Here is a 23,619-nt window from a genome sequence, read left to right on the forward strand (position 1 = left end):
GATGCAAACGCTTTTGATATAGACTCCAATAATGGAAACACCTGTGAAATGGATTCAATAATGGCCAGGCAAGACATCAACCGCGCGTTCGAGATGGCCGTGTTTGCCGCCGTGGTGGAAACGGGCGCCTTTTCCGCCGCCGCGCGCCGCCTGGCCTTGACGCCGTCGGCCGTCAGCAAGCTCGTCAATCGACTGGAAGCGCGGCTCGGCGCCCGGCTGCTCCAGCGCAGCACGCGCCAGCTGCACACGACGCCCGAGGGCGACGCCTTCTTTATCCAGTGCAAGCGCATCCTCGACGATATCGACAGTGCCGAGCGCGAAGCATCGCAAGGGGCGGCGCCGCGCGGGCGCTTGCGCATCAACTGTTTCGTGCCGTTCGGCGTGCGCCATCTGCTGCCCATCCTGCCCGAGTTCGCGCAGCGCTATCCCGACATCGTGCTCGACGTCGTCGTCAGCGACGCCATCGTCGATCTGCTGGAAGACCGCACCGACATCGCCATCCGCACGGGCAAGCTGAAGGAATCGAACCTGGTGGCGCGCAAACTGGGCGAGGATGCGATGGTCGTCGTGGCGTCGCCCGCCTACGCGGCGCGCCACGGCTTGCCGCGCACGCCGCAGGAGTTGGCGCAGCACAATTTATTGGCGTTTAACTTCCGCTGCCAGAACGAAACCTGGCCCTTCCTCGATGGCGCGGGCGGATCGATACAGGTGGCGCCGCAGGGCAATACCTGCGTCAGTGATGGCGAAAGCATGCGCCAGCTGGTGCTGGCCGGCATGGGGCTGGGACGCTTTTCGCGCCAGCACGTGCTGCGCGACATCGAGCGAGGCGATTTGATACCCGTGCTGCCGGACTACAACCCGGGCGACAAGGAAGTCGTGCACGCCGTCTTCGTGGGACCGGGCTTGCAAGTGCCCGCGCGGGTGCGCGTGATGCTCGATTATCTGCTGGAAAAAGTGCAGCTGGGTGGCGCTTAAAGCGCCAGTTCTTCCAGCCGCAATTGCCGGCCTTCACCGAGCATCAGCTCGAATTCGGCCGCCGGCACGGCCGGGCTGAACAGATAACCTTGCAGCTGGTCGCAGCCGAGTTCGCGCAGGAAGCGCATCTGCTCGGCCGTTTCCACCCCTTCGGCGACGATTTCCTGGCGCAGCTGCTGCGCCATGGTGACGATGGCGCGGGCGATGGCGCAATCGTTTTCCTCGAACGGCAAGCCGATGACGAAGGAGCGGTCGATTTTCAAGGTGCTGATGGGGAATTTCTTCAGGTAGGCCAGGCTGGAATAGCCGGTGCCGAAGTCGTCCAGCGCCAGCGCCAGGCCCATGGCCACCAGCTGGTTCATGATGTCGATCACCTTGTCGGCGCCGCGCATCAACAGGCTTTCCGTGATTTCCAGCATGATCTGGTCGGGCCGCACGCCGTAGCGTTCCAGCACGGCCGCTATGCGCGCCGGCAACTGTTCATCGAACTGGCGCGCCGACAGGTTGACGGCGATGGCCGGCATGTGCAGGCCGCGGTCTTCCCAGCTGCGGATCTGGCGGCACGCCTCGTCCAGCACCCAGGTGCCCAGCTCCAGAATCAGGCTGGTTTCCTCGGCGACGGGGATGAAGAGGCCGGGCGAGACCATGCCGCGCATCGGATGCTTCCAGCGCAGCAAGGCTTCCGCGCCCACGATGCGTCCGCTCGCCAGGCTCACTTTCGGCTGGTAATGCAATTCCAGTTCCTTGTCGCCCAGAGCCAGGCGCATTTCGCTTTCCAGGCGCAAATGTTCCTTGGCCCGGCGATTCATGTCTTCGCGGTAAAACAGGAAGGTCGATTCGATCGTCTGCCCCGCCTTGGCCACGGCCACGTCGGCAAAACGGAACAGGGCCGGCGCTTCCAGGCCGTCTTCCGGATACACGGTGATGCCGATGCTGGCGCCTACGTGCAGGGCGTGCGCATCGATATTGATCGGTGCTTCCAGCAAATTGAGCAGCTTTTGCGCCACGTTGGCCGCGTGTTCGCGCTTTTCGATATGCAGCAGGGCGACGACGAACTTGCTGTTGTCGACGCGCGCCAAGATGTCGGCGTCGCGCAGGGCGCCGCGGAACAGCTGGCCGATGGCGATCACCAGCTGGTCGCCCACTTCATGGCCCAGCGTGTCGCTGATGGAACCGATGCGGCTGATGTCGATGACCATCAGCGCGCCATGCGTGCCCTGGCGTTTCGCCTCGGCCAGGCCCTGGTCGACCAGCTGGTTCAGCAGGCAGCGGTTGGGCAAGCCCGTCAGGCTGTCGTAGTTGGCCATGCGCTGCATGCGCGCCTCGGCATCCTTGTGCACGGAGATATCGGAAAACAGGGAAAACACGTGGCTGATTTCGCCGAATTCGTCGCGCACGACGCTGATGGTGACGTCTTGCGGGAACAGTTCACCATTCTTGCGCTTGCCGATGATTTCGCCGCGCCAGGAACCGTGGCCGCGCATGGCGGCGCGCACCTTGGCGCGGAAATCGGGATCGTGCACGCCCGAGCGCAGCAAGTCCGGCGTGCGGCCGATGGCTTCGGCCGGCGAATAGCCGGTGATGCGGCTGAAGGAACTGTTGATCGAGACGATGCGCTCTTCCGCATCCGTGATCAGCACGGCTTGCTCGCTGTCTTCGATGATGCGTGCGTGCAACCTTACCTTGTCCACGTCGGACAGCGGCTCGCTCATGGCCGACAGGCGCACGGCCATGCCGCACGCCTTGCCCGCCTGGTCGTGGATCACGTGGCGGTGCATGCGCAGCCACGTCACCATGCCCGACTTCTTGCGCCGGCGCACATCGGTGGCCACGTCGCCCTGCGTGAAATGCAATTCCAGCACGCTCGCTTCCGCGTCGTCTTCCGGATACAGGAACAGGATGTGCTGGCCCAGGGCTTCCAGCTCGGAATAGCCGAACATCTGTTCGGCGCCATGGTTCCAGCCGATCAAGAAGCCGTCGGGATCGATTTCCAGCAAGGCATCGGGAGGCGCCACGCGCACCACGGGCCGGCTGGCGCCGCGCAGCCGCTCCAGTTCCTCTTCCAGCCGCGCCAGGGTGGCGGCCTGCTGCGGCCCCGCCTGTTCACGGGCATCCTGGGCCAGGCGCAGGCACAGCGCAACCTTCGCCTCAAGCATGGCAACCCCACTCTAGGGCCAGGTCAGGGGAACAGATCAGGGGCGCTGCGGTGTGTGTAATCATCAAAATCCCACTGTGGGGCGTGGAGGTCGGGCGGAAATACTGTGAATATGGTAACTTAAAAATGTTGGCGTATGTCAACATTTTAAGACCTACCCCGAATGGCCCGGCAGATGCTGCGCCAGGCGGGCAAACACATCCGGTTCGCGCATGCGCGCCATCCACCAGCGCAGCGCCGCGCCATCCTCGCCCACTCTCCAGGCCAGATAAAACGTTTCCGACGGTTTCGGCTCTTCCACGGCCTTTTCCACCAGCAAGCCACGCGCGATGGCGGCGCGGGCGCACGGTCCCGGCAGGAAGCCAAAGCCCAGCCCCAGCACCTGGTAGTCGAACTTGACCTGCATGTTCGGCACGCTCAAGGCATCCTGCCCCAGCAGCAGACCCACCGTGCGCGGCGCCATCTGGCGCGCCGAATCGGCCACCACCACGGCCCGGTGCTGTTGCAAGTGGCCGCGCGACAAGGGTTCCAGCACCTGCGCCAGCGGATGCGTGGGCGCCACGGCAAAGACGAAGTCGAGCATGCCGATCGGCTGCGCGATGTAGCCGCCGCCCGCCGGACCGTCGCCGGGCGCGCCCACCAGCAAGTCGGCGCGCCGGTCCAGCAGCGCTTCCCACGTACCCGACAGCGTGTCTTGCGACAGGCGCAAGCGTGTCTGCTGCGCCACGTCATAGAAGGCGCGCACGTCGTCGGCCAGAGCCACGGCGGAAAACATGGAATCGATACCGATGGACAATTCCGTTTCCCAGCCGGACGCCACCCGGCGCACGCGGTGTTCGAGGTCCTGCGCCGCCTTCAGCAGGTAGCGGCCCTCTTTCAGCAATTCCTGGCCGGCCGCCGTCAGCATGACTTTCGGCCCGTTGCGCTGGAACACTTGCACGCCGAGGTCGTCTTCCAGCTTGGCCACCGTATAGGAAATGGTGGACGGGACTTTGTGCAACTCCTTGCCGGCCGACGAGAACGATCCGCGGCGGTCGATGGCGTCGACGATTTGCAGGGCTTCCAGGCTCAGTCTTAACATTCGATTTTTTCGATCATAGGTCGCAAGATTTTCCGTTTTTCTTTCCCTGCACAGGGGCCTATACTTTGTTCATCGTACAGCGAAGGGCAGAAAAGAGCCGCGGCGTAGCGCCAGGCAACGGTCCTTCGAAATTATCGCACATTAACTTATAGAAACGGAGTCCACCATGTTACAGATTCGTCACAGCGAAGAACGCGGCGCCGCCAACCACGGCTGGCTCAATTCCCACCACAGCTTTTCCTTCGGCAGCTATCACGATCCGCTGCACATGGGTTTTGGCCCCCTGCTGGTGATCAATGAAGACCGCGTCACGCCAGGCCAGGGTTTCGGCACGCACGGCCACCGCGACATGGAAATCATTTCGTATGTGCTCGACGGCGCGCTGGAACACAAGGACAGCATGGGCACCGGTTCCGTCCTGCACTACGGCGATGTGCAGCGCATGAGCGCCGGCAGCGGCGTGCGCCACAGCGAGTTCAATCACTCGGCAACGGATGGCTTGCACTTCCTGCAGATCTGGATCCAGCCGAACGTGACGGGCATTCCGCCCAGCTATGAAGAGAAGCACTTCGCGCCGGACAGCAAACGGGGCAAGCTGCGCCTGATCGCTTCCTCCGACGGCCACCAGGGTTCCGTGCTGATCCACCAGGATGCGGCCATCTACGCCAGCATCCTGCAGGAAGGCGAACAGGCCGAACACGCGCTGGAAGAAGGCCGCCTCGCCTATGTGCACCTGATCCGCGGTAGCCTGGTGGTCAACGGCACGCCCTTGAAAGCGGGCGATGCGCTGAAACTGACGCAGGAAGCGGCCGTGACAATCACCCAGCCTGAAGACGCGGAATTCCTCCTCTTCGACCTACCTAAATGATGGCACCTGGCCAAACCTACTGCGCGTCGCGCTTTGCGGCCTGCGATGCTCACCGGCTCGGCGCCCCCGTACAAAGTACGGTTGCGCTTCTTAGCCACAAATCACTGCCGCTCGCTACGGTTTTGCCAGGCACCGCAAGTCAACCCCAAATCTTGATAAAAACAATTGGAATACTATGAAAAATAACACTGATCTGCTGCTCCCCCTCGGCCGTGCCGCCCTTGGCGTGCTGTTCTTTGTCTCGGGCTTGCTGAAAATCGGCGCCTTCGCGGGCGTGGCCGGCTACATGGCCAGCCAGGGCTTGCCAATCGCCAATATTTTGCTGGTGGGCGTGATCGCCCTGGAAGTGGGCGGCGGCTTGCTGCTGATCACGGGCTGGCAGGCGCGCTGGGCGGCGCTGGCCCTGGCGCTGTTCCTGATTCCGACCACCGTGATCTTCCACGCCTTCTGGAGCGCGGACGCGGCCCACTTCCAGGACCAGTTGACGAACTTCCTGAAGAACCTGTCCATCTTCGGCGGCATGCTGTTGCTGGTGGAGCGGGGCTTCGGCAAGGCCAGCCGTCTTGTAAAAGGCTGATCCGGCCGCAATTAGAGCAATATCACCAGGCATTCCAGCTTTCAAATCTCAGCCAGGGGAAATGGCTTCCCCTGCTTTTTGGTATGATGACAGGGCGCGCCGGCACCGGAGTGGTGTCGCGCGCCTTTTATTTTTGACAATAACCTATATGAGCACAACCATGCAAAGCGGCGCAGACCTCCTGGCGACAGGCGAATTGGATTACACGACTTCCTGCGCACTGCCGACGCCGTGGGCCCAGTTCACCCTGCACGCCTTTGTCGAGCACGCCACTGGTAAAGAACACCTGGCCATGGTGCTGGGCGATATCGGCAACGGCGAACCAGTGCTGGCGCGCGTGCATTCCGAGTGCCTGACGGGCGACGTGCTGTTTTCGCAGCGCTGCGACTGCGGCGCCCAGCTCGAGGGCGCCTTGAAACGCATCGCCGAAGAAGGCCGCGGCATCTTGCTGTACCTGCGCCAGGAAGGACGCGGCATCGGCTTGATCAACAAGATCCGCGCCTACCGCCTGCAGGAAGCGGGCGCCGACACGGTGCAGGCGAATGAACAGCTGGGCTTCAAGGCCGACGCGCGCAACTACACCCTGTGCAAGCCCATGTTTGCGCAATTCGGCATCCACAGCCTGCGCTTGATGACGAACAACCCGCGCAAGATCGCCGCCATGGAAGCGCTGGGCATCACGGTGGCCGAACGGGTGCCGCTGCTGGTCAACCGCAACGCCTTCAACCAGCACTACCTGAATACCAAGCAAAGCAAGCTCGGTCACATGATGACGCCGCAAACGGCGCCGGCGCTGGAAGACGGCGCCCTGTAGTCCCCCGGGCCGGCGCGTGCGCGATACCGCGCCGCGCCGGCCGCGCTCCTGCTCACGCACAAAGGATGCATGAAATTATCTAACTACGCCTGCTTGCTGGCCAGCCTGTGCGCTGCCGCAGGCGCACACGCGGCTGCGGCGCCTGTCCCTGCCGCGCCTGCCGCAGCCACCACAGCTTCGACTCCCCCCATCAAGCCGCCGCCGGCCACCGCCGCGCCCGCCGCCACGGAACATGCGGCCCTGCCGCCGCCCTCGTCGGCCGCGCAAAAGCTGTACACGGCGGCGCGCGCCGACATCCTGCAAGTGCGCGTGCTGCTGAAAAACGGCCGTACGCAGTCGTCCGTGGGTTCCGGCTTTTTGATCGGCACGGGCGACCTGGTGGTGAGCAACTATCACGTCGTGTCGCAATTCGCGCTCGACCCCGATACCTACGTGGGCGAATGGGTCGACACGAGCGGCCAGCGCGGCAATGTGGAATTGCTTGCCGTCGACGTGCTGCACGACCTGGCCGTGCTGCGCGTGAACCGCCATGGCACGGGTTTCTTCAAGATGCCGGAGCCGCTGGCGCCGCTGACGCAAGGCCAGTACCTGTATTCGATGGGCAATCCGCTGGACCTGGGCTTCGCCATTTCGGAAGGCTCGTACAACGGCGTCGTCACGCGCAGCTTCTACGACCAGCTGATGTTTACGGGACCGATCAATTCCGGCATGAGCGGCGGCCCCAGCGTCACGGCGAATGGCGACGTGGCCGGCGTGAATGTGTCGAAGCGCCTCGATGGCGAACTCGTCAGTTTTCTCGTGCCTGCCCGCTATGCCCAGCAATTGCTGGCCAAGGTGGCGCAGCAAGGCAAGGCGCCGAAGGACTTCAAGCCGCTGGTGACGGCGCAGTTGCTGGCACACCAGGAAGTCATGCTGGCGCGCCTGCTCGACACACCCCTGAGCCTGAAAGCCATGGGCCCGTACCGCGTGCCCGTGCGCGAGTCCGACCAGATGCGCTGTTGGGGCCGCTCCAACGTCAAGTCCGACAAGCCCTACATGCTCGACAACACCAGCTGCGCCATGGAATCGGCCATCTTCATCTCCGGCGCCTTGCAGACGGGGCAAGTGTCGATGCGCCACGAATTTTTGCGCAGCAGCGGTCTGGGCGCCCTGCGCTTTTCCGAACTGGCCAGCGCTTCGTTCAAGAATGAAAGTTTCGGCAGCTACAAGAGCGCCAGCCTGACGGGCCCGCAATGCACCGAACAATTCGTCAAGAACACCACCCTGCCCTTGCGCGCCGTCCTGTGCGTGCGCGCCTACCGCAAGTTTACCGGCCTGTACGACTTTGCCCTGCTGGCCGCCAGCACCGATGAGCCACTCATGAGCCTGCAAAGCCGCATCGACGCGCGCGGCGTGTCCTACGCCAACGGCATGCGCGTCACGCGCACCTTCCTCGAAGCGCTGTCGCGGGAAAGCCGCCGCAAGCCATGAAAGCACCATACTTCATCGAAATCCTCGCCGACAATGGCGAAGTACGGCAACGCCAGCGCATCGACACCTTGCCGATCCGCATCGGGCGCGGCTACGACAACGACTTCATTCTCGACGACGCGCATGCGGCCGCCGCGCACGCCATCGTCGAAGACGACGGCGCAGGCGGCCTGCTGCTGCGCGACCTGGGCAGCCAGAATGGCGTGATCCACCGGGGCCAGCGGCAACTGCAAGTGGCCATGACGGGCAACAGCATCGTGCGCCTGGGCCACACGCGCCTGCGCGTGCGCGCCAGCGACCACCCGGTGGCGCCCGAACTGGGCGACACGACCCGGCACGACTGGGAAGGCTTGCGCCCCGCCATCGCCGGCTTGGCCATGATCGGCGCCTCGGCCGCCTTCAGCAACTGGTTGAGCGACGCGGACGCCTTCGAGCCGATTTCCTACCTGATGATCATCGCCTACGCGCTGGCCGGCGGCCTCGTGTGGGCGTCGATCTGGGCCGTGGCAAACCGCCTGTTTGGCCATGGGGCGCGCTTCGGCCGCCACCTGTTCATCATCGGCTGCGGCTTGCTGGCCATGGAAGTGTGGGAACTGGGCAGCAATGTGACGGCGTATGCGCTGTCGCTGGAAGTGCTGACGCGCTACGGACGGCATATGTTCATCGTCATTGTATGCGCGATGATCTATTACCATTTGTGCACGATCAAGCCGCAGCATCCGCGCCGCTTCGGCCTCGTCGCCGTCGTGCTGGCCATCGTCGGCTCGACCCTGATCCTGCTGAGCAACCTGCAGGCCAGCGGCCGCCTGGCCGACGAAGCCTACATGGCCGTGATCTACCCGCCAGCCTTGCGCCTGAGCCCGGATCACGCGACGGACGCCTTCTTCCGCGACGCGGCCAGCCTGCAGCGCGCCGTCGATGCCGAGCGCGGCCAGGCGGCCAAGGGCGCCGACGAAGATGAAGACAGCGGCGACTAAGCCGCTATCATGCAAAAAGCCCGCCGCATCCTGACGGAGCGGCGGGCTTTTTTACGTGCGCTCGGGACGTGCGCTTAAAACTTGGCTTCCTGCTTGCGGCGTGCCGTGAAGCCCAGCAAGCCCAGGCCGATCAGCAGCATGGCATAGGTGCTTGGTTCCGGCACGGCCGAGACCAGGCCGTCGGTACTGGAAAAGCTGGCGAAATTGTTGTTGCCCGCCTTGAACTGGACTTGCTGGCCGCCATCGCAGCAGCCTTCCAGGCCGAAGATGCTCAAGGTATGGTTGCCTGCAGCCAAAGTGCCCGAACCGGCGAGGAACTGGCTGCTGCTATTGTAGTTACCGGCCCACCACAGGTCGCTGCTCTTGAAGTCCAGCGCCACGCCGTCGAGGAACAGGGCGCCGCCCTTGCCGAAGTCGACGCCGCTGCGGAAGCTCCAGGCGCCCGCATCGGCCGCGCTAACGCCAAAGTTGATCACCGACTTGAAGGCGATATTCGAACCGCTGCCGAACAGGCTGCTATTCGTGACATTGTTGTAGCTGGCAATCGTCGTCGTGCCATAGCCGGCGCCCGGCGTGGCCACGGCGGCATTCACGACGGACTGGTAAGCGGCGGCGGACGCTTGCGCGCCGGCATTCGAGTAGCCGGTGGAAACGGTAATGGTGCTGGCGTTCGCGTGGGCAAACACACCAACGGCGATCAGGGACAAAGCGATTTTAGGCAAGTTTTTCATAATGGGTATCCAGTCAATAAGTATTCAACGGGCGCAACAGGCGTGAAGGCGCTTGAGCTGAATACACGCTGCATTGAGGCGTGTCGGCATAGCGCAAGAATTGCAAGAATGAGCGGTCGGGGGCGTGGCTTCCGCAAAACTTCGCGGACTTGCGGCGTGCCATGGCGGCACTGCAAGCGTCCTGGAAAGGGTTCGGGTTCCCGGGACAAAACCAGACAATTGACGGGTCAGGTGAAACGTTGAATCTATTCTATCTTAAATTCCCTAGAAGAAAAGTATTTTTCTTTTAGCCATGTAAGATATTTATATGACAAGCACCTTGAAACAGGCTGAACAAGCCTGCCGGGATGGGCATTTTACCCCTGGCGCGCTGGCCGGACCTGTCGCGCAAGCGCCACAAGCGCGCGCGCCAGTGTCGCATCTTGCGCATTTCTTTTCGCATGCCGCTGCACCACAGGGCGAAACAGCATGGCAAAATGTAGTCACGCTGCTATCTATCCGAACTGGGGGAAAGAGGAATGGTCGACCTGGAAGAACTACGCTATCTGGCACTGTCGTTTCCCGACGCCACCGAGGAAGAACACCACGACCGTCCGGCCTTCCGCGTGGGCGGGAAGATCTTCGCCACCCTGCCCGATGACGAGCACATCAATGTGCTGCTCGATGCGGAAGCGGCGCATATCGCCACCGTCATCACGCCGTCCGGCTGCGAGAAGCTGTGGTGGGGCGAACGCCTGGCCGGCATCACGGTGCGCCTGGCGGATGCCGAGCTGGACATGCTGGCCGCCGCCCTGACGGCCGCCTGGCGGCGCAAGGCGCCCAGCGACCTGGCCAAGACCATCGCCCCGACGGAGTAGTTACATCGGCCAATTGCGCAGCAGCAAGCCCACCATCTGCTGCAATTGCTCGCGAGATACGCCGGCCGCCGCCTGGATGGCCATGCCCTGCGACAGGGTCACGACGAAGCGCGCCTGCTGCTCCGGGCAGGAATCGGGCGGCAAATCCCCCTCTTCCTTCGCGCGCCGCAAGCGGTCGCGCAGCTTGATTTCACCGCGCAGCCGGCGCGCGAACAATTCATCGCGGATCGGCAAGGCATCGTCGCTGCAGGCGAGCGCCGCATTGACGCCCATGCAGCCGTGCGGGCCGTCCGGCATCGTTTGCGCGTCGACATATTGCGTCAGCAAGGCTTCCACCACCTGGCGCGCCGTCGGCTGTTCCAGCGCCGCATCGAAAAACCGCATGCGCGTATCGCTGTAGCGCTCCAGCGCCTTGTGGAACAATTGTTCCTTGTTGCCGAAGACGGCATACAGGCTGGGCCGGTTCATGCCCATGGCTTTCGTCAATTCCGGCAAGGAACTGCCTTCATAGCCTTTTTCCCAGAATACTTTCATGGCGCAATCGAGCGCCTCGTCCGCGTCGAACGTGCGTGGCCGCCCCGTTTTCGCCTTGACCGCCTCTTCTTTTTTATCTTGTTTCATACCGTTCGGTAAAAAATTATTGACAACAATGTCCACCTGCCCTGATTATATACCGACCGGTTAAAAACCTCTCGGCTTTTCAGGAACCTCTCATGCATACACTTTCCAACGCTACCGACGACGATACCACCGTGGCGCCGTGGCTGGCCGTCTTATCCGTCGGTATCGGCGCCTTCGCCCTCGTCACGTCCGAATTCCTGCCCGTCGGCCTGCTGCCCGCCATGGCCGCCGAACTGGCCATCAGCAAGGGCCAGGCGGGCTTGATGATCACCACGCCCGGCATCGTTGCCGCGTTTGCCGCCATCTTCGTCACCGTCGGCTCGGGCCGCCTGGACCGCCGCATCGTGCTGCTGGCCCTGACGGCCCTGCTGGTGGCCTCGAACCTGCTGGTGGCGCTGGCCCCTTCGTATGCGTGGATACTGCTGGGCCGCGCCATGCTGGGCGTGGGCGTGGGCGGCTTCTGGGCCATCGGCAGCGCCATCGGCCCGCGCCTGGTGGCGCCGCAGCATGCCTCGCGCGCCATGTCCATCATCTTCGCCGGCGTCTCGCTGGGCACGGTGGCGGGCGTGCCGGCCGGCGCGCTGGTGGGCGATCTGGTGGGCTGGCGGGTCGCGTTCGGCGCGGCCAGCGCCATTGCCGTGCTGGTCTTCGTCGGCCAACTGTTGCTGCTGCCCAAGCTGCCGCCGACACAGGCCATCCGCCTGCGCCAGTTGCCGATGATTTTCGGCATCCGCAAGGCCAGGCTGGGCCTGATCGCCACGGCCATGCTGTTCACAGGCCAGTTCGCCGCCTACACGTATATCGCGCCTTTCCTCACACAAATCTCGCACCTGGCGGCCGGCACGGTCAGCGCCATGCTGCTCGTGTACGGCGCTTCCGGCTTCATCGGCAACCTCGTGGGCGGCTGGGCCGCCGGCCGCTACGAACGGGCCGCGCTGATGGCGACGGGCGCCGTGCTGGGCGTGTCCACCCTGGCCCTGGCCGCGTTCGGCAGCCATTCGCTTACCGCCATGCTGCTGGTGGCCGTCTGGGGTTTCGGTTTCGGCGCCATGCCGATCGCCGTGCAGACGTGGATGTTCAAGGCGGCGCCGGAGCTGATGGAAGGCAGCAGCGCGCTCTTCGTTGCCATCGTGCAAGTATCGCTGGCGTCCGGCGCCTTGCTGGGAGGCGTGGCCGTCGACCGGCTGGGCGTGTCCAGCGCGATGGTGGTCGGCGGCTTGTTCGCCCTCGGCTGCGGCTTGACGATCGCTATCTTCGGCAAGCCGCAGGCCGGCGCCAAGGCCGGCGCGGCCTGCATCGCCTCGTAGGAATCAGATGCGGCCGCGGCGGAATTCTCCGAGGAATTTCGTCACTTCGGCCGGCGTCATCACCACGTCCGCGTCGCCGTGATACGCATACAGGAAAGGCGTGCCGCCCAGGCGGTCCGTCAGCTTGGCAAAGAGCAGAAAGCGGCTGCCCAGGGGATGGCGCTGCAGGTCGACCAGGCGGCGCGAGCACTGTACGGCCAGCTCCGGCGAAAAGGCCTGGCCCGGCACGGGGCGGATTTCCACGCGGCCATTAATCGCGCGCGATTCGACGGCGACGTGCCGGTATGCATAAGTATCACGGGCCATGCCGCCACCTTGAATGAAGTAAAGGCGCCATCTTAAGCGAAGTGGGCGCCTGCCGTGCTACTGCGGCACGATGCGCAACAGGCGGCCGTTGTCTTCATCCGTCAGCGCGTACAGGTAGCCATCCGGCCCCTGGCGCACGTCGCGCACGCGCGCGCCGATGGCCAGGCGGTCCTGCCCCGTCACCTTGCCGCTGGCATCGACGGCGATGCGGCGGATATCCTTGGCCGCCAGGCCGCCGCTGAAGATGCTGCCGCGCCAGGCGGCAATCTTGTCGCCCGTGTAGACAGCCAGTCCGGACGGCGCCGGCGACGGCACCCAGGCCACGCTCGGATTGAGCATGCCGGCCACTTCGTGCTTGCCGACGGGCTCATGCGTCGTGTAGTCGGCGCCATAGCTTTGCAGGGGCCAGCCATAGTTGCCGCCCGCCACCACCAGGTTCAGCTCGTCGCCGCCATACGGACCGTGTTCCGTGGCCCATACGCGGCCGGAAACAGGATCGAGCGCCAGGCCCTGCACGTTGCGGTGGCCATACGACCAGATTTCCGGCAAGGCGCCCTTGGCCGCCAGCGGATTGCCGGGCGCCGGCTTGCCGTCTTCCGTCAGGCGCAGGATGGAACCCTGGTGCGTGGCCAGGTTTTGCGCCTGCTCGCGCGCCAGGCGGTCGCCGATGCGCAGCGGCGGGTTGCCGCCATCGGCCACGCTCATCAGCAAAGTGCCGTCCGGCAGCCACAGCAGGCGCGAGCCGAAGTGCTGGCCGCCGCTCTTGTCCGTGGCCACCTTGAACAGGGTCTGGATGCCCGTCACCTTCTTGCCGTCGAACACGCCGCGCACGAGGGTCGTGCGGTTGGCGTCATTGTTGCCAGTCGACACCGTCATGTAGACGCGCTGCTGCGCCTTGCCCGCATCCTGCGGGTGCAGGACGATATCGAGCAAGCCGCCCTGCCCGCCCGTGAATACCTTGGGCATACCTTCCAGCGCCACGTCGGTAAAAGTCTTTCCATTGAGCAAATGCAAGGTGCCCTGCTTGCTGGTGACGAGCGCGCGTCCCTCGCCCAGCCAGGCGATGCCCCACGGCTGGCGCACGCCTTCGGCCACGGTAACGGCCTTCCACGGCTGTTTCGCGGCGGGCGGTTCGCCCGTGGCTTGCAGTTCGGCGTGGGCCGCTGGCGCGGCGGCCAGTGCCCATGCAAGCAGGATGCTGGTACGGCGTAGCTGGAACATGCTCTCTCCTGTCAGTGGTCGATGGTCGGTGGCGTATCAGACGCGCAGCAGCAAGGCCACGGCTTCGGCCGCGATACCCTCTTCGCGGCCCAGGTAGCCCAGTTTTTCATTCGTCTTGGCCTTGATATTGACCTGGCCCACACTCACGCCCAGGTCGTCGGCCACGTTGGCGCACATGGCGGCGATATGCGGCGCCATTTTCGGGCGCTGGGCGATGATGGTGGCGTCGATATTGCCGATGATATAACCGGTCCCCTGCACGCGGCGCACGGCTTCGCGCAGCAGGGTGCGCGAATCGGCGCCCTTGAATTGCGCATCCGTGTCGGGGAAATGGCGGCCGATGTCGCCCAGCGCGGCGGCGCCGAAGATGGCGTCCGTGATGGCGTGCAGCAATACGTCCGCGTCGGAATGGCCAAGCAAGCCCAGGTGATGGGGGATTTTCACGCCGCCGATGATCAGGTCGCGGTTTTCCACCAGCGCGTGGCAGTCATAGCCCTGGCCGATGCGGAAAGGCAGTACGGGAGTGGTGATGGTCGTCATGCGGTCTTTCTGTTCAGGATTCAAGGATGGGCCAAGTACAACTCGGCCGTGTGTATGTCGCGCGGCAAGGTCACCTTCAGGTTGCGCGGGTGGCCTTCGACCAGCCTGGGCGCCAGGCCCAGCGCTTCGACGGCGCTGGCGTCGTCCGTGATCGCTTGCGGATCGGGCGCTTGCGACAGGGCCCGGTGCAGCAGCGCATAGCTGAACATCTGCGGCGTCTGCGCCAGCCATAAATGGTCGCGCGGCACCGTCTGCGCCGACAGGCTGTTCTGCCCTGCCCGCTTGACGGTATCGACCACGGGCAAGGCCAGCAAGCCGCCGGCCGGATGGTCAGCGACTTCGGCGATGAGTTTTGCGATCAGCGCCGGCGTCAGGCCGGGGCGCGCCGCGTCGTGCACCAGCACCTGGTCGTGGGCGGCTATGCTGCCGTGCAGCGCCTGCAGGGCATTCAGTATCGTTTCCATGCGCGTGGCGCCGCCGCAGCGCAACACGGTCACGCCTGAGGCTGCGCCCTGCGCCGGCACGACCGTGTCGATCACGCCATCCTCGGCGCTGACGACGACATACGTATGCGCGATCAGGGGGCTGGCGAGAAAGGCGTCGAGCGCGTGGCGCAGCATGGGCTTGCCGGAGATGGGTAAATATTGCTTGGGACTGCCCGCCTCCATGCGCGCGCCCACGCCGGCGGCGGGGATCAGGGCAAAATAACGGGGGCGATTCGGTGCTGCTGTCATGCCATTCCTTGTCTAGTTGGCAGGCGCTGTCTTGCCCGCCAGGATATTCTGGATCTCACCATTGCACGCCTTGCCCAGGCGCGCATATTCCTGCGGAGAATCGATGGCCGCCTGCAAAATTTCCACCTTGCGCATTTCGGCCTTGACGTACGGCAACCAGCCCGTGTCGATCTCGCGCGCCAGCGCCGCCTTGGCCGTGCCGCTGGGCGCATACAGGGGCCGCGCCTCGAAGCGTTTGGCCAGCGCCGCGCGCACGGTCTTTTCCACCCGCGGCAAGTGTTCCATATAGGTTTTCATGTGCCGCAGTTCGTGCGCCAGTATCTCATCATACGCGCAAGTGCCGGGGGCAAATTCGCGGCCGATATAGATCACCACGGGCGCATACGTGAGGGTGACGGTAATCTGCGGCGCCACGCATTCGTAGCCGCTGGCCGGATCTTGCAGCATGGGACCGGCCAGGGCGATGGCCACGCGCGACTCGGTCTTCGTCAAGCCCAGCACCCAGGTATTGGCGCGCGCCGTGCCCTTCATGACGGTCAGGGCCTTGTACGGCAGATGCGTGTCGATGCTGTAGCCGTTCTGCTGCGCCGTCAGCACGGACACCGTCTTGCTGATCGTGTCTTCGCAGCGCACCTGGAACGGCGTGCGCGCCGCCCCGTGGGCGCCCAGGCTGGCTGACGCCAGCAACAGGAAGATCGCCGTGCGCATGCGCAGGATCAAGCCGGCTGCCAGGCGCCGCTGGTAATCTTGTCGAGCCAGAAGATGCCGATGACGGTTTTCACGTCCGTGATCGTGCCATCCTTGACCCAGTCGAGCAGCTGCGGCACGGTGGCCGTGAACGTTTCCAGGAATTCGCCTTCATCGAGCTGGCGTTCGCCCGCTACCAGGCCGCGCGCCAGGAACAGTTCCAGGTGCTCGTCCGAATACGCGATGGCGTTGTGGATGGTGGAAACGAATTGCCAGTCGCTGGCCGTGTAGCCCGTTTCTTCCAGCAACTCGCGCTGGGCGCAAGCCAGGTGCGATTCGCCCGCGTCGATCTTGCCGGCGGGAAATTCAATGAAGACCCGGTCCAGCGGATAGCGGTACTGGCGCTCCATCAGCACCGTGCCATCGTCGAGCAGCGGCAGGATGACGACGGCGCCCGGATGCAGGACGAATTCGCGCGCCGTGATCTTGCCGTCCGGCAGCGCAACCCGGTCGCGCTGCACGCGCAGGAAGCCGCCCTGGTAGACGAGCTCGCCGTCTACCTTGGTCTCAGTTAAATTCATATCCATGCGTTCAGTATCCATACCTTGATTATGCTCAATAAAAAAAAACGGCGCCAGAGGCGCCGCTTTCGGTCGATGGGGCTAATGTCGTTTGCGCAGGTAGCGTGTGACAAAGCCGGGGAAAGCCAGCACCAGGAACAGGCATCCCGTGATGGCATAGAACTCCCACGTCTGCGGGAAACCGTTGCCGATGCGCGCTTCGAGCGCGAACGCCACGGCGCCGACGATGAAGTACAGAATCACCATCTCCAGCAGGCGCAGCGCCAGCGGCTTGCGCCAGCCTTTGCCCCCGTCTGCTTGCGCCGTCTTTTTCAAGGGCACGGCGGCAAACAGTTTCTCGTTCAGGAAAGGCAGGTTGGCGCCCAGGATGCCCAGGGCGATCACCAGCCAGCTCGAGACGGTGACATCCATCGGTCAGGACGCCAGGGTCTTGGTGATGGCGGTTGCGCAGGCAGCCAGGATGCTGTTAGGCATCGCACCCAGCGCCAGGACGAACACGCCGTTCAGGGCCAGCACGACGCGCATGTCGCCATGCACGACCAGCGCATTGCTGTCCGTCGGCTCGTCGAACCACATCATCTTCACGACGCGCAGGTAGTAGAAGGCGCCGATCAGCGAGAACAGCACGGCGGCAATGGTCAGCCACAGCTGGCCCGTGGCCAATACCGATGCCAGCACCGAGTACTTGGCCATGAAGCCCATCAGCGGCGGCACGCCGGCCAGCGAGAACATGAACAGGGTCATCACCAGCGCGAAGATCGGGCTGCGTTTGCCCAGGCCCTTGAAGTCGGCCAGTTCGTCTGCTTCGAAACCATTACGTGCCAACAACATGATCACGCCAAAGGTACCCAGGGTGGTGAACACATAGGTGATGACATAGTACATCGAGGCGCCGTAGGCGGTGGCTGCGCCAGCCGCGTTCAGGGTGTTGTTCGGTGCATCCACGGTACCGGACAGCAGGCCCAGCAGAACGAAGCCCATTTGTGCGATGGTCGAGTACGCCAACATGCGCTTCAAATTCGTTTGCGCGATGGCGGTGAAGTTACCGATCGCCAGCGACATCACGGCCAGCACCAGCAGCATTTGCTGCCAGTCATGCGCCATCGGCAGCAAGCCTTCGGCCAGCAGGCGCAGGGTGATGGCGAAGGCGGCCAGTTTCGGCGCCGCGCCCAGCAGCAGGGTCACTGCCGTCGGCGAACCTTGATACACGTCAGGCACCCACATGTGGAATGGCACGACGCCCAGTTTGAAGGCCAGGCCGGCTACCAGGAACACCAGGCCGAAGACCATGATGGTGCCGTTGGTCTTGCCGTTTTCCAGCGCCACGCGCAGTTCGCCCAGGTCCAGGGTACCGGAGGCGCCGTACAGCATCGAGATACCGTACAACATGAAACCGGAAGCCAGTGCGCCCAGGATGAAGTATTTCATGGCCGCTTCCGTGGCCTTGGCATTGTCACGACGCAAGGCGATCAGTGCGTACAGCGACAGCGACATCAGTTCCAGACCCAGGTAGATGATCAGGAAGTTGTTAGCCGAGATCATGATCATCTGGCCCAGCAGTGCAAACAGGGCCAGCACGTAGAACTCGCCGCCCAGGTTGCCCGACAGCATGCTGCGGTCGGTGGCGTAGGCACGCGAGTAGATCAGGGTCAGCGCCACGGCGCCGTAGGAGAACAGTTTCAGCAACTGCGACATCGGGTCCGACACGAACATGTTATTGAACGTGTAGACGGTGGTGCCCGCGTTGAAGTCGCCCACGGTCAGCAAGGCGCAGCCGGCCAGGGTCAGCAAGGCCAGCACGTAAGTGATCGAACGCTTCGCCGCAGGCAAGAACATATCGATCAGCAAGAGCGCCGACGTGGCGATCAGCAGAAAGATTTCCGCGTACAGCGGTACCAGATTAGGTGCATTAGTCATGTTATCGGTCTTCTATTTAAGGCAACTTGCTGGTGGCGACATGCTGCAGCAGGTCGGCAACCGAAGTTTGCATCGTGTCGGTGAACGGGGCTGGGTACAGACCCATCACGAGCACGGCGATGGCCAGCACAGCAAGCATGAAGAATTCACGTTTGTTGATGTCGGTCAATTCGGCCACATGCTTGTTCTTGATCTTGCCGAACACCACGCGCTTGGCCATCCACAGCGAGTACGCCGCGCCCCAGATCAGTGCCGTTGCAGCCAGCAGACCAATCCAGAAGTTGAATTTCACCGCGCCCAGGATCACCATGAACTCGCCGACGAAGCCGGACGTCGCTGGCAGACCGCAGTTGGCCATCGAGAACAGCACGAAGAAGGCGGCAAATTTCGGCATGCGGTTCACGACGCCGCCGTAGTCGGCGATGTTGCGGGTATGCATGCGGTCATACAGCACGCCGATGCACAGGAACATCGCGCCGGAGATGAAGCCGTGCGAGACCATCTGCACGATACCGCCCTGCACCGAGATGTCGTTGAACATGAAGAAGCCCAGGGTGACGAAACCCATGTGCGCGATCGACGAATAGGCAACCAGTTTTTTCATGTCGGTTTGCACCAGGGCAACCAGACCGATATAGATGACGGCGATCAGCGACAAGGCGATCATGAAACCCGACAGGTAATGGCTGGCGTCCGGCGTGATCGGCAGCGAGAAACGCAGGAAGCCATAGGCGCCCAGTTTCAGCATGATGGCGGCCAGCACGGCGGAACCGCCCGTAGGCGCTTCCACGTGGACGTCCGGCAACCACGTATGCACGGGGAACATCGGTACCTTGACGGCAAACGCCATCAGGAAGGCCAGGAAGATGAAGATCTGTTCGTTCATCGTCAGCTTGAACGCATGCCAGGCCAGGATGTCGAAAGTGCCCGACACATTGCGCAGGTAAATGATGGCAACCAGGGTCAGCAGCGAACCGAAGAAGGTGTACAGGAAGAACTTGAACGACGCGTACACGCGGTTCGAACCGCCCCAGATACCGATGATGATGAACATCGGGATCAGGGTTGCTTCAAAGAAGAAGTAGAACAGCAAGCCGTCCAGCGCGCAGAACACGCCGATCATCAGGCCCGACAGGATCAGGAACGAGCCCATGTACTGGGCGATGCGCTTCTCGATTACTTGCCAAGCGGAAATGACGACGATGACGGTGATGAACGCCGTCAGTGGCACGAACCACAGGGACAGGCCGTCGATACCCAGCGAGTACCAGATATTGAAGGTTTCAATCCACGGTGCTTTTTCGACGAATTGCATGCCGTGTGCGGCGTTGTCGAAATGCTGGATCAGGGGCCAGGTGCACAGCATGCTGAGCACCGCGCCGGCCAGCGACAGCCAGCGGGTAAAGCCCGCTTTGCTGTCACGGCCGAGAGCCAGGACCAGGACGCCGCAAATGATCGGCACCCAGATCGACAGACTCAGGTAAGGAGGTAGTGTAGAAATCGTAGACTGCATCATGGTTCTCAGTATTCTTTTATCAGGTCAGCTTACTTAGCGGGCCAGAATGGCAGGAAATAGATCAGGAAGCCCAGCACGCCCAGGATCATCACGAATGCATAGTGATAGATGTAGCCGGTCTGCAACACTCGCGACAGCGAGGACAGCCAGGCGACGACCTTGGCGCTACCGTTGACCAGCAGGCCATCGATCAGCTTCTTGTCACCGAAGTTCCACAGGCCATTACCCAGCAAGCGGGCACCGCCGGCGAACACGACTTCATTGAACTTGTCCATGTAGTACTTGTTGTCCAGCAGGGTGTGGATCGCGTGGAACTTGGCAAAGAACCAGGCCGGTACACGCGGGTTGACCATGTAGCAGTAGTAGGCTGCCACCACGCCGGACAATGCCAGCCAGAACGGTGCCGTCGACAGGCCGTGGATCGCCATCGCCATTGCGCCGTGGAATTCATGCGACAACTCTTCCATTGCTGGATGGTTTTCGCCAACGAAGATCACGCCCTTGAAGAAATCGCCATGCAGCATCGGGCCGATCGTCAGGTAACCGATGATCAGCGAAGGAATCGCCAGCATCACCAGCGGGAACCACACGACGAACGGCGATTCATGCGGCTTCTGGCCAGGTTCCAGGCCATGGTGGCCGTGGTCATCTTCCTCTTCTTCATGACCATGGTCGTCATGTGCGTCGCCGTGCGCGCCATGGGCCGCTTTCGGTGCGTGATGGTCGTCATGGCCGTGCGCATGCGGCTGGCCGAAACGTTCCTTGCCGTGGAAGACGAGGAAATACATGCGGAACGAGTAGAAGGCGGTAACGAAGACGCCAGCCAGCACGGCGAACTGGGCAAAGCCAGCGCCCCAGATGTGCGTCGCTTCGACGGCTTCGATGATGCTGTCTTTCGAGTAGAAACCGGAGAACAGCGGCGTGCCGATCAGGGCCAGCGAACCGACCAGGGAGGTGATCCAGGTGATTGGCATGTATTTGCGCAGGCCACCCATGTTGCGGATGTCCTGGTCATGGTGCATGCCGATGATGACGGAACCGGCGCCCAGGAACAGCAGTGCCTTGAAGAATGCGTGCGTCATCAGGTGGAACACGGCCACGGAGTACGCGGACGAGCCCAGCGCCACGGTCATGTAACCGAGCTGCGACAGGGTCGAGTAAGCGACGACGCGCTTGATGTCGTTCTGGATGATGCCCAGGAAGCCCATGAACAGCGCCGTGATGGAACCGATCACCAGGATGAAGGACAGTGCCGTGTCGGACAGTTCGAACAGCGGCGACATGCGCGAAACCATGAAGATACCGGCCGTCACCATCGTCGCGGCGTGGATCAGTGCCGAGATCGGGGTAGGACCTTCCATCGAGTCAGGCAGCCACACGTGCAGCGGGAACTGCGCCGACTTGCCCATCGCGCCGATGAACAGGCAGATGCAGGCAACGGTCAGCAGGGCCCAGTCGGTACCTGGCAAGCTCAGCAGTGCCAGTTCGTCTTTCTTGGCGAACACTTCCTGGTAGTTCATGGTGCCGGCGTAGGCCAGCAGCAGGCCGATGCCCAGGATGAAGCCGAAGTCGCCCACGCGGTTGACGAGGAAAGCCTTCATGTTGGCCACGATGGCCGTCGGACGCTGGTACCAGAAACCGATCAGCAGGTAAGAGACCAGGCCCACTGCTTCCCAACCGAAGAACAGTTGCAGGAAGTTGTTGGCCATGACCAGCATCAACATCGAGAACGTGAACAGCGAGATGTAGGCGAAGAAGCGGTTGTAGCCTTCGTCATCCTTCATGTAGCCGATCGTGTAAATGTGCACCATCAGGGAGACGAAGGTGACCACGCACATCATCATCGCCGACAGCGAATCGATCTGGAAGCCCACTTCCATCTTCAGGGTGCCGATCGTCATCCAGTTATAGATCGTGCCATTGAATGTCGCGCCATCCATCACTGCCAGCAATGTCTGCACGGACAGGATGAACGCAATCAGTACGCCCAGGATCGTCGCGGTATGCGACGTCTTGCGTCCGACCAAATTACCCAGGAACTGGGTGCCAAGCAAGCCTGCAATCGCGGCACCGGCCAGCGGCGCCAGCGGTACGGCAAGAAGGAGGTTAGGGTTGAGGAGTTGCCCCGCCATGATGAACCTTAATCGTTATTATTCGAGAGATCGAGTCTGAAAAACATCAGCCTTTGAGGCTGTCCAGGTCTTCGACGTTGATGGTATCCAGATTACGGAACATCACCACCAGAATAGCCAGACCGATAGCCGACTCAGCGGCGGCAACCGTCAGGATGAAGAAAACGAAGATCTGACCGGCCGCGTCGCCCATGAAATGGGAGAACGCGATGAAATTCATATTCACCGCCAGCAGCATCAATTCGATTGCCATCAGCAATACGATGATGTTCTTGCGGTTCAGGAAAATACCGACGATCGAGATTGCGAACAGGATCGCGCCCAGGACCAGAAAATGTGTGAGCGATAATGTCATGGTGCCTCCTTAACTTCCGGCTCAGCCGCAGGACGCTCGACGACCGCGTCCATCTTGATGATCTTCAGGCGGTCGTTGCGCTTGACGCGTACCGCATCGCCTGGAGCAAAATGCTTGGTGTCCTTGCGTTTGCGCAAAGTCAGTGCGACCGCGGCAACGATGGCCACCAGCAGCACGACGGCGGCGATCTCGAAGGCGAACACATATTTCGTGTAGATCAGCAGGCCCAGTTCCTTGGTGCCGCCCAGGTTGACGTTCACCGGAGCGATGCTAGGCGCAAAGTTGCGGAAACCGTGCCACAGGACGGCGGCCATTTCCAGCACGATGATCACGCCCACCGTCACCGACAAAGGCAGATAGCCCCAGAAACCTTCGCGCATGCGGTCGATATTAATATCGAGCATCATGACCACGAAGAGGAACAGCACCATCACGGCGCCGACATACACCAATACCAGTACGATGGCCAGGAATTCAGCTTGCAGCAGCATCCAGATGCCCGCTGCGGAAAAGAAGGACAGTACCAGGAACAGTACTGCGTGGACCGGATTACGGGCCGTGATGACGCGCGTCGCTGCCAGAATCAAGATCAGCGCGAAGGCGTAAAACAAAATTGTTTTAAAGTCCATAAAAAACCCAATAGACGTACAGATGAACGAGGGGCGCGCCGCAGCTGGTCAGCTGCGGCGCATCCATCAGCGATAAGGTGCGTCGGCGGCGCGCGCAGCGGCGATGTCATTTTCATAACGATCACCTACGGCCAGCAACATCTCTTTCGTGTAATACAAATCCCCGCGTTTCTCGCCGTGGTATTCCAGGATTTGCGTCTCGACGATCGAATCGACCGGGCAGGACTCTTCGCAGAAACCGCAGAAGATGCACTTGGTCAAGTCAATATCGTAACGCGTGGTGCGGCGCGAGCCGTCGTCACGCTGTTCCGATTCGATCGTGATGGCCATCGCCGGACAAACCGCTTCGCACAGTTTGCAGGCGATGCAACGTTCCTCGCCGTTCGGGTAGCGGCGCAGCGCGTGCAAGCCACGGAAACGCGGCGAGATCGGTGTCTTCTCTTCCGGGAATTGCACCGTGATCTTGCGCGAAAACATGTACTTGCCTGTCAACGCCATGCCCTTGATCAGCTCGCCTAACAAGAGGCTGCTGAAGAAATCTTTTACCTTATCCATTCGTATGCACTCT

The 23,619-nt window shown here is 62.4% G+C and carries 25 protein-coding genes; 8 read left to right on the forward strand and 17 right to left on the reverse strand.

Annotation, left to right across the window (positions count from 1 at the left end; translation table 11 throughout):
- Positions 1–48: 48 nt before the first annotated feature.
- Positions 49–975, forward strand: coding sequence for a LysR family transcriptional regulator (locus tag VPH40_RS07850; RefSeq protein WP_328573151.1), 927 nt, complete (start codon positions 49–51; stop codon positions 973–975).
- On the opposite strand, the gene VPH40_RS07855 is transcribed toward VPH40_RS07850, so the two are convergent.
- Both VPH40_RS07855 and VPH40_RS07860 read right to left on the reverse strand, forming a co-directional pair.
- Positions 972–3,131, reverse strand: a complete 2,160-nt coding sequence (locus tag VPH40_RS07855) for a putative bifunctional diguanylate cyclase/phosphodiesterase (protein ID WP_251351451.1) — start codon at positions 3,129–3,131, stop codon at positions 972–974. The two genes, VPH40_RS07850 and VPH40_RS07855, sit on opposite strands and share 4 nt — an antisense overlap.
- Positions 3,132–3,284: 153 nt before the next feature.
- Positions 3,285–4,211, reverse strand: coding sequence for a LysR family transcriptional regulator (locus VPH40_RS07860; protein ID WP_328573152.1), 927 nt, complete (start codon positions 4,209–4,211; stop codon positions 3,285–3,287).
- A gap of 166 nt (positions 4,212–4,377) precedes the next feature.
- Here VPH40_RS07860 and VPH40_RS07865 point away from each other — a divergent pair, with 166 nt between their 5' ends.
- From VPH40_RS07865 to VPH40_RS07885, 5 genes are all read left to right on the forward strand, one after another.
- On the forward strand, positions 4,378–5,079 hold the full coding sequence (locus tag VPH40_RS07865) for a pirin family protein (protein ID WP_328573153.1): 702 nt from the start codon (positions 4,378–4,380) through the stop codon (positions 5,077–5,079).
- A 175-nt stretch (positions 5,080–5,254) separates the two neighbouring features.
- Complete coding sequence (locus tag VPH40_RS07870) at positions 5,255–5,656, forward strand: DoxX family protein (RefSeq protein WP_328573154.1); 402 nt, start codon at positions 5,255–5,257, stop codon at positions 5,654–5,656.
- A gap of 160 nt (positions 5,657–5,816) precedes the next feature.
- The gene (gene ribA, locus VPH40_RS07875; protein ID WP_077407024.1) at positions 5,817–6,470 is read left to right on the forward strand and encodes a GTP cyclohydrolase II; all 654 of its coding nucleotides are present in this window, start codon (positions 5,817–5,819) and stop codon (positions 6,468–6,470) included.
- A 69-nt stretch (positions 6,471–6,539) separates the two neighbouring features.
- Positions 6,540–7,940 carry a S1 family peptidase gene (locus VPH40_RS07880; protein ID WP_328573155.1) on the forward strand — a complete coding sequence of 467 codons (1,401 nt, stop codon included), beginning with the start codon at positions 6,540–6,542 and terminating at the stop codon, positions 7,938–7,940.
- Positions 7,937–8,917: an FHA domain-containing protein gene (locus VPH40_RS07885; RefSeq protein ID WP_328573156.1), complete on the forward strand. Its 981-nt coding sequence runs from the start codon at positions 7,937–7,939 to the stop codon at positions 8,915–8,917. The genes VPH40_RS07880 and VPH40_RS07885 overlap by 4 nt, the downstream gene beginning before the upstream one ends.
- Positions 8,918–8,991: 74 nt before the next feature.
- Here the strand turns inward: VPH40_RS07885 and VPH40_RS07890 are convergent, their stop codons facing one another.
- A complete protein-coding gene (locus VPH40_RS07890) occupies positions 8,992–9,648 on the reverse strand; it encodes a CCXG family PEP-CTERM protein (protein ID WP_099667172.1) in 657 nt (218 codons plus the stop codon).
- Between the two features lie 518 nt (positions 9,649–10,166).
- On the opposite strand from VPH40_RS07890, the gene VPH40_RS07895 reads away from it, so the two are divergent.
- On the forward strand, positions 10,167–10,505 hold the full coding sequence (locus VPH40_RS07895; protein WP_099667171.1) for an MmcQ/YjbR family DNA-binding protein: 339 nt from the start codon (positions 10,167–10,169) through the stop codon (positions 10,503–10,505).
- On the opposite strand, the gene VPH40_RS07900 is transcribed toward VPH40_RS07895, so the two are convergent.
- Positions 10,506–11,126 carry a TetR/AcrR family transcriptional regulator gene (locus VPH40_RS07900; RefSeq protein ID WP_077407037.1) on the reverse strand — a complete coding sequence of 207 codons (621 nt, stop codon included), beginning with the start codon at positions 11,124–11,126 and terminating at the stop codon, positions 10,506–10,508.
- A gap of 92 nt (positions 11,127–11,218) precedes the next feature.
- Between VPH40_RS07900 and VPH40_RS07905 the strand changes: the two genes are divergently transcribed.
- Positions 11,219–12,433 (forward strand): MFS transporter, encoded by a 1,215-nt coding sequence (locus VPH40_RS07905; protein WP_289916414.1) that lies wholly within the window; start codon positions 11,219–11,221, stop codon positions 12,431–12,433.
- A gap of 3 nt (positions 12,434–12,436) precedes the next feature.
- Here the strand turns inward: VPH40_RS07905 and VPH40_RS07910 are convergent, their stop codons facing one another.
- The 13 genes from VPH40_RS07910 to nuoI all read right to left on the reverse strand — a co-directional run bounded on the left by VPH40_RS07910 (position 12,437) and on the right by nuoI (position 23,606).
- Entirely contained in the window at positions 12,437–12,739 is a 303-nt protein-coding gene (locus VPH40_RS07910; RefSeq protein ID WP_180278729.1) for a hypothetical protein, read from the reverse strand.
- 57 nt (positions 12,740–12,796) lie between these two features.
- A complete protein-coding gene (locus VPH40_RS07915) occupies positions 12,797–13,960 on the reverse strand; it encodes a PQQ-dependent sugar dehydrogenase (RefSeq protein ID WP_289904232.1) in 1,164 nt (387 codons plus the stop codon).
- Positions 13,961–13,996: 36 nt separating this feature from the next.
- Positions 13,997–14,500 (reverse strand): 2-C-methyl-D-erythritol 2,4-cyclodiphosphate synthase, encoded by a 504-nt coding sequence (gene ispF / locus VPH40_RS07920; RefSeq protein WP_328573157.1) that lies wholly within the window; start codon positions 14,498–14,500, stop codon positions 13,997–13,999.
- Between the two features lie 20 nt (positions 14,501–14,520).
- The gene (gene ispD, locus VPH40_RS07925) at positions 14,521–15,234 is read right to left on the reverse strand and encodes a 2-C-methyl-D-erythritol 4-phosphate cytidylyltransferase (protein ID WP_328573158.1); all 714 of its coding nucleotides are present in this window, start codon (positions 15,232–15,234) and stop codon (positions 14,521–14,523) included.
- Between the two features lie 12 nt (positions 15,235–15,246).
- Positions 15,247–15,942 carry a hypothetical protein gene (locus VPH40_RS07930; protein WP_180278728.1) on the reverse strand — a complete coding sequence of 232 codons (696 nt, stop codon included), beginning with the start codon at positions 15,940–15,942 and terminating at the stop codon, positions 15,247–15,249.
- Between the two features lie 8 nt (positions 15,943–15,950).
- Entirely contained in the window at positions 15,951–16,508 is a 558-nt protein-coding gene (locus VPH40_RS07935) for an NUDIX domain-containing protein (protein WP_070255807.1), read from the reverse strand.
- Between the two features lie 75 nt (positions 16,509–16,583).
- Positions 16,584–16,913: a DUF2818 family protein gene (locus VPH40_RS07940; RefSeq protein ID WP_305056264.1), complete on the reverse strand. Its 330-nt coding sequence runs from the start codon at positions 16,911–16,913 to the stop codon at positions 16,584–16,586.
- Positions 16,914–16,916: 3 nt separating this feature from the next.
- Entirely contained in the window at positions 16,917–18,419 is a 1,503-nt protein-coding gene (nuoN, locus tag VPH40_RS07945) for an NADH-quinone oxidoreductase subunit NuoN (RefSeq protein ID WP_099667163.1), read from the reverse strand.
- Positions 18,420–18,435: 16 nt separating this feature from the next.
- Positions 18,436–19,935 (reverse strand): NADH-quinone oxidoreductase subunit M, encoded by a 1,500-nt coding sequence (locus VPH40_RS07950; RefSeq protein WP_289898456.1) that lies wholly within the window; start codon positions 19,933–19,935, stop codon positions 18,436–18,438.
- A 29-nt stretch (positions 19,936–19,964) separates the two neighbouring features.
- Complete coding sequence (nuoL, locus tag VPH40_RS07955) at positions 19,965–22,067, reverse strand: NADH-quinone oxidoreductase subunit L (protein WP_099667161.1); 2,103 nt, start codon at positions 22,065–22,067, stop codon at positions 19,965–19,967.
- A 46-nt stretch (positions 22,068–22,113) separates the two neighbouring features.
- Positions 22,114–22,422, reverse strand: a complete 309-nt coding sequence (gene nuoK, locus VPH40_RS07960; RefSeq protein ID WP_010399724.1) for an NADH-quinone oxidoreductase subunit NuoK — start codon at positions 22,420–22,422, stop codon at positions 22,114–22,116.
- Positions 22,419–23,051, reverse strand: a complete 633-nt coding sequence (locus VPH40_RS07965) for an NADH-quinone oxidoreductase subunit J (RefSeq protein ID WP_034779507.1) — start codon at positions 23,049–23,051, stop codon at positions 22,419–22,421. The genes nuoK and VPH40_RS07965 overlap by 4 nt, the downstream gene beginning before the upstream one ends.
- A 66-nt stretch (positions 23,052–23,117) precedes the next feature.
- Positions 23,118–23,606, reverse strand: a complete 489-nt coding sequence (nuoI, locus tag VPH40_RS07970; protein ID WP_010399726.1) for an NADH-quinone oxidoreductase subunit NuoI — start codon at positions 23,604–23,606, stop codon at positions 23,118–23,120.
- Positions 23,607–23,619: the final 13 nt, after the last annotated feature.

It is taken from the genome of Janthinobacterium sp. P210005, assembly GCF_036231865.1.
GTDB classification, from domain to species: Bacteria; Pseudomonadota; Gammaproteobacteria; order Burkholderiales; family Burkholderiaceae_D; genus Janthinobacterium; species Janthinobacterium kumbetense.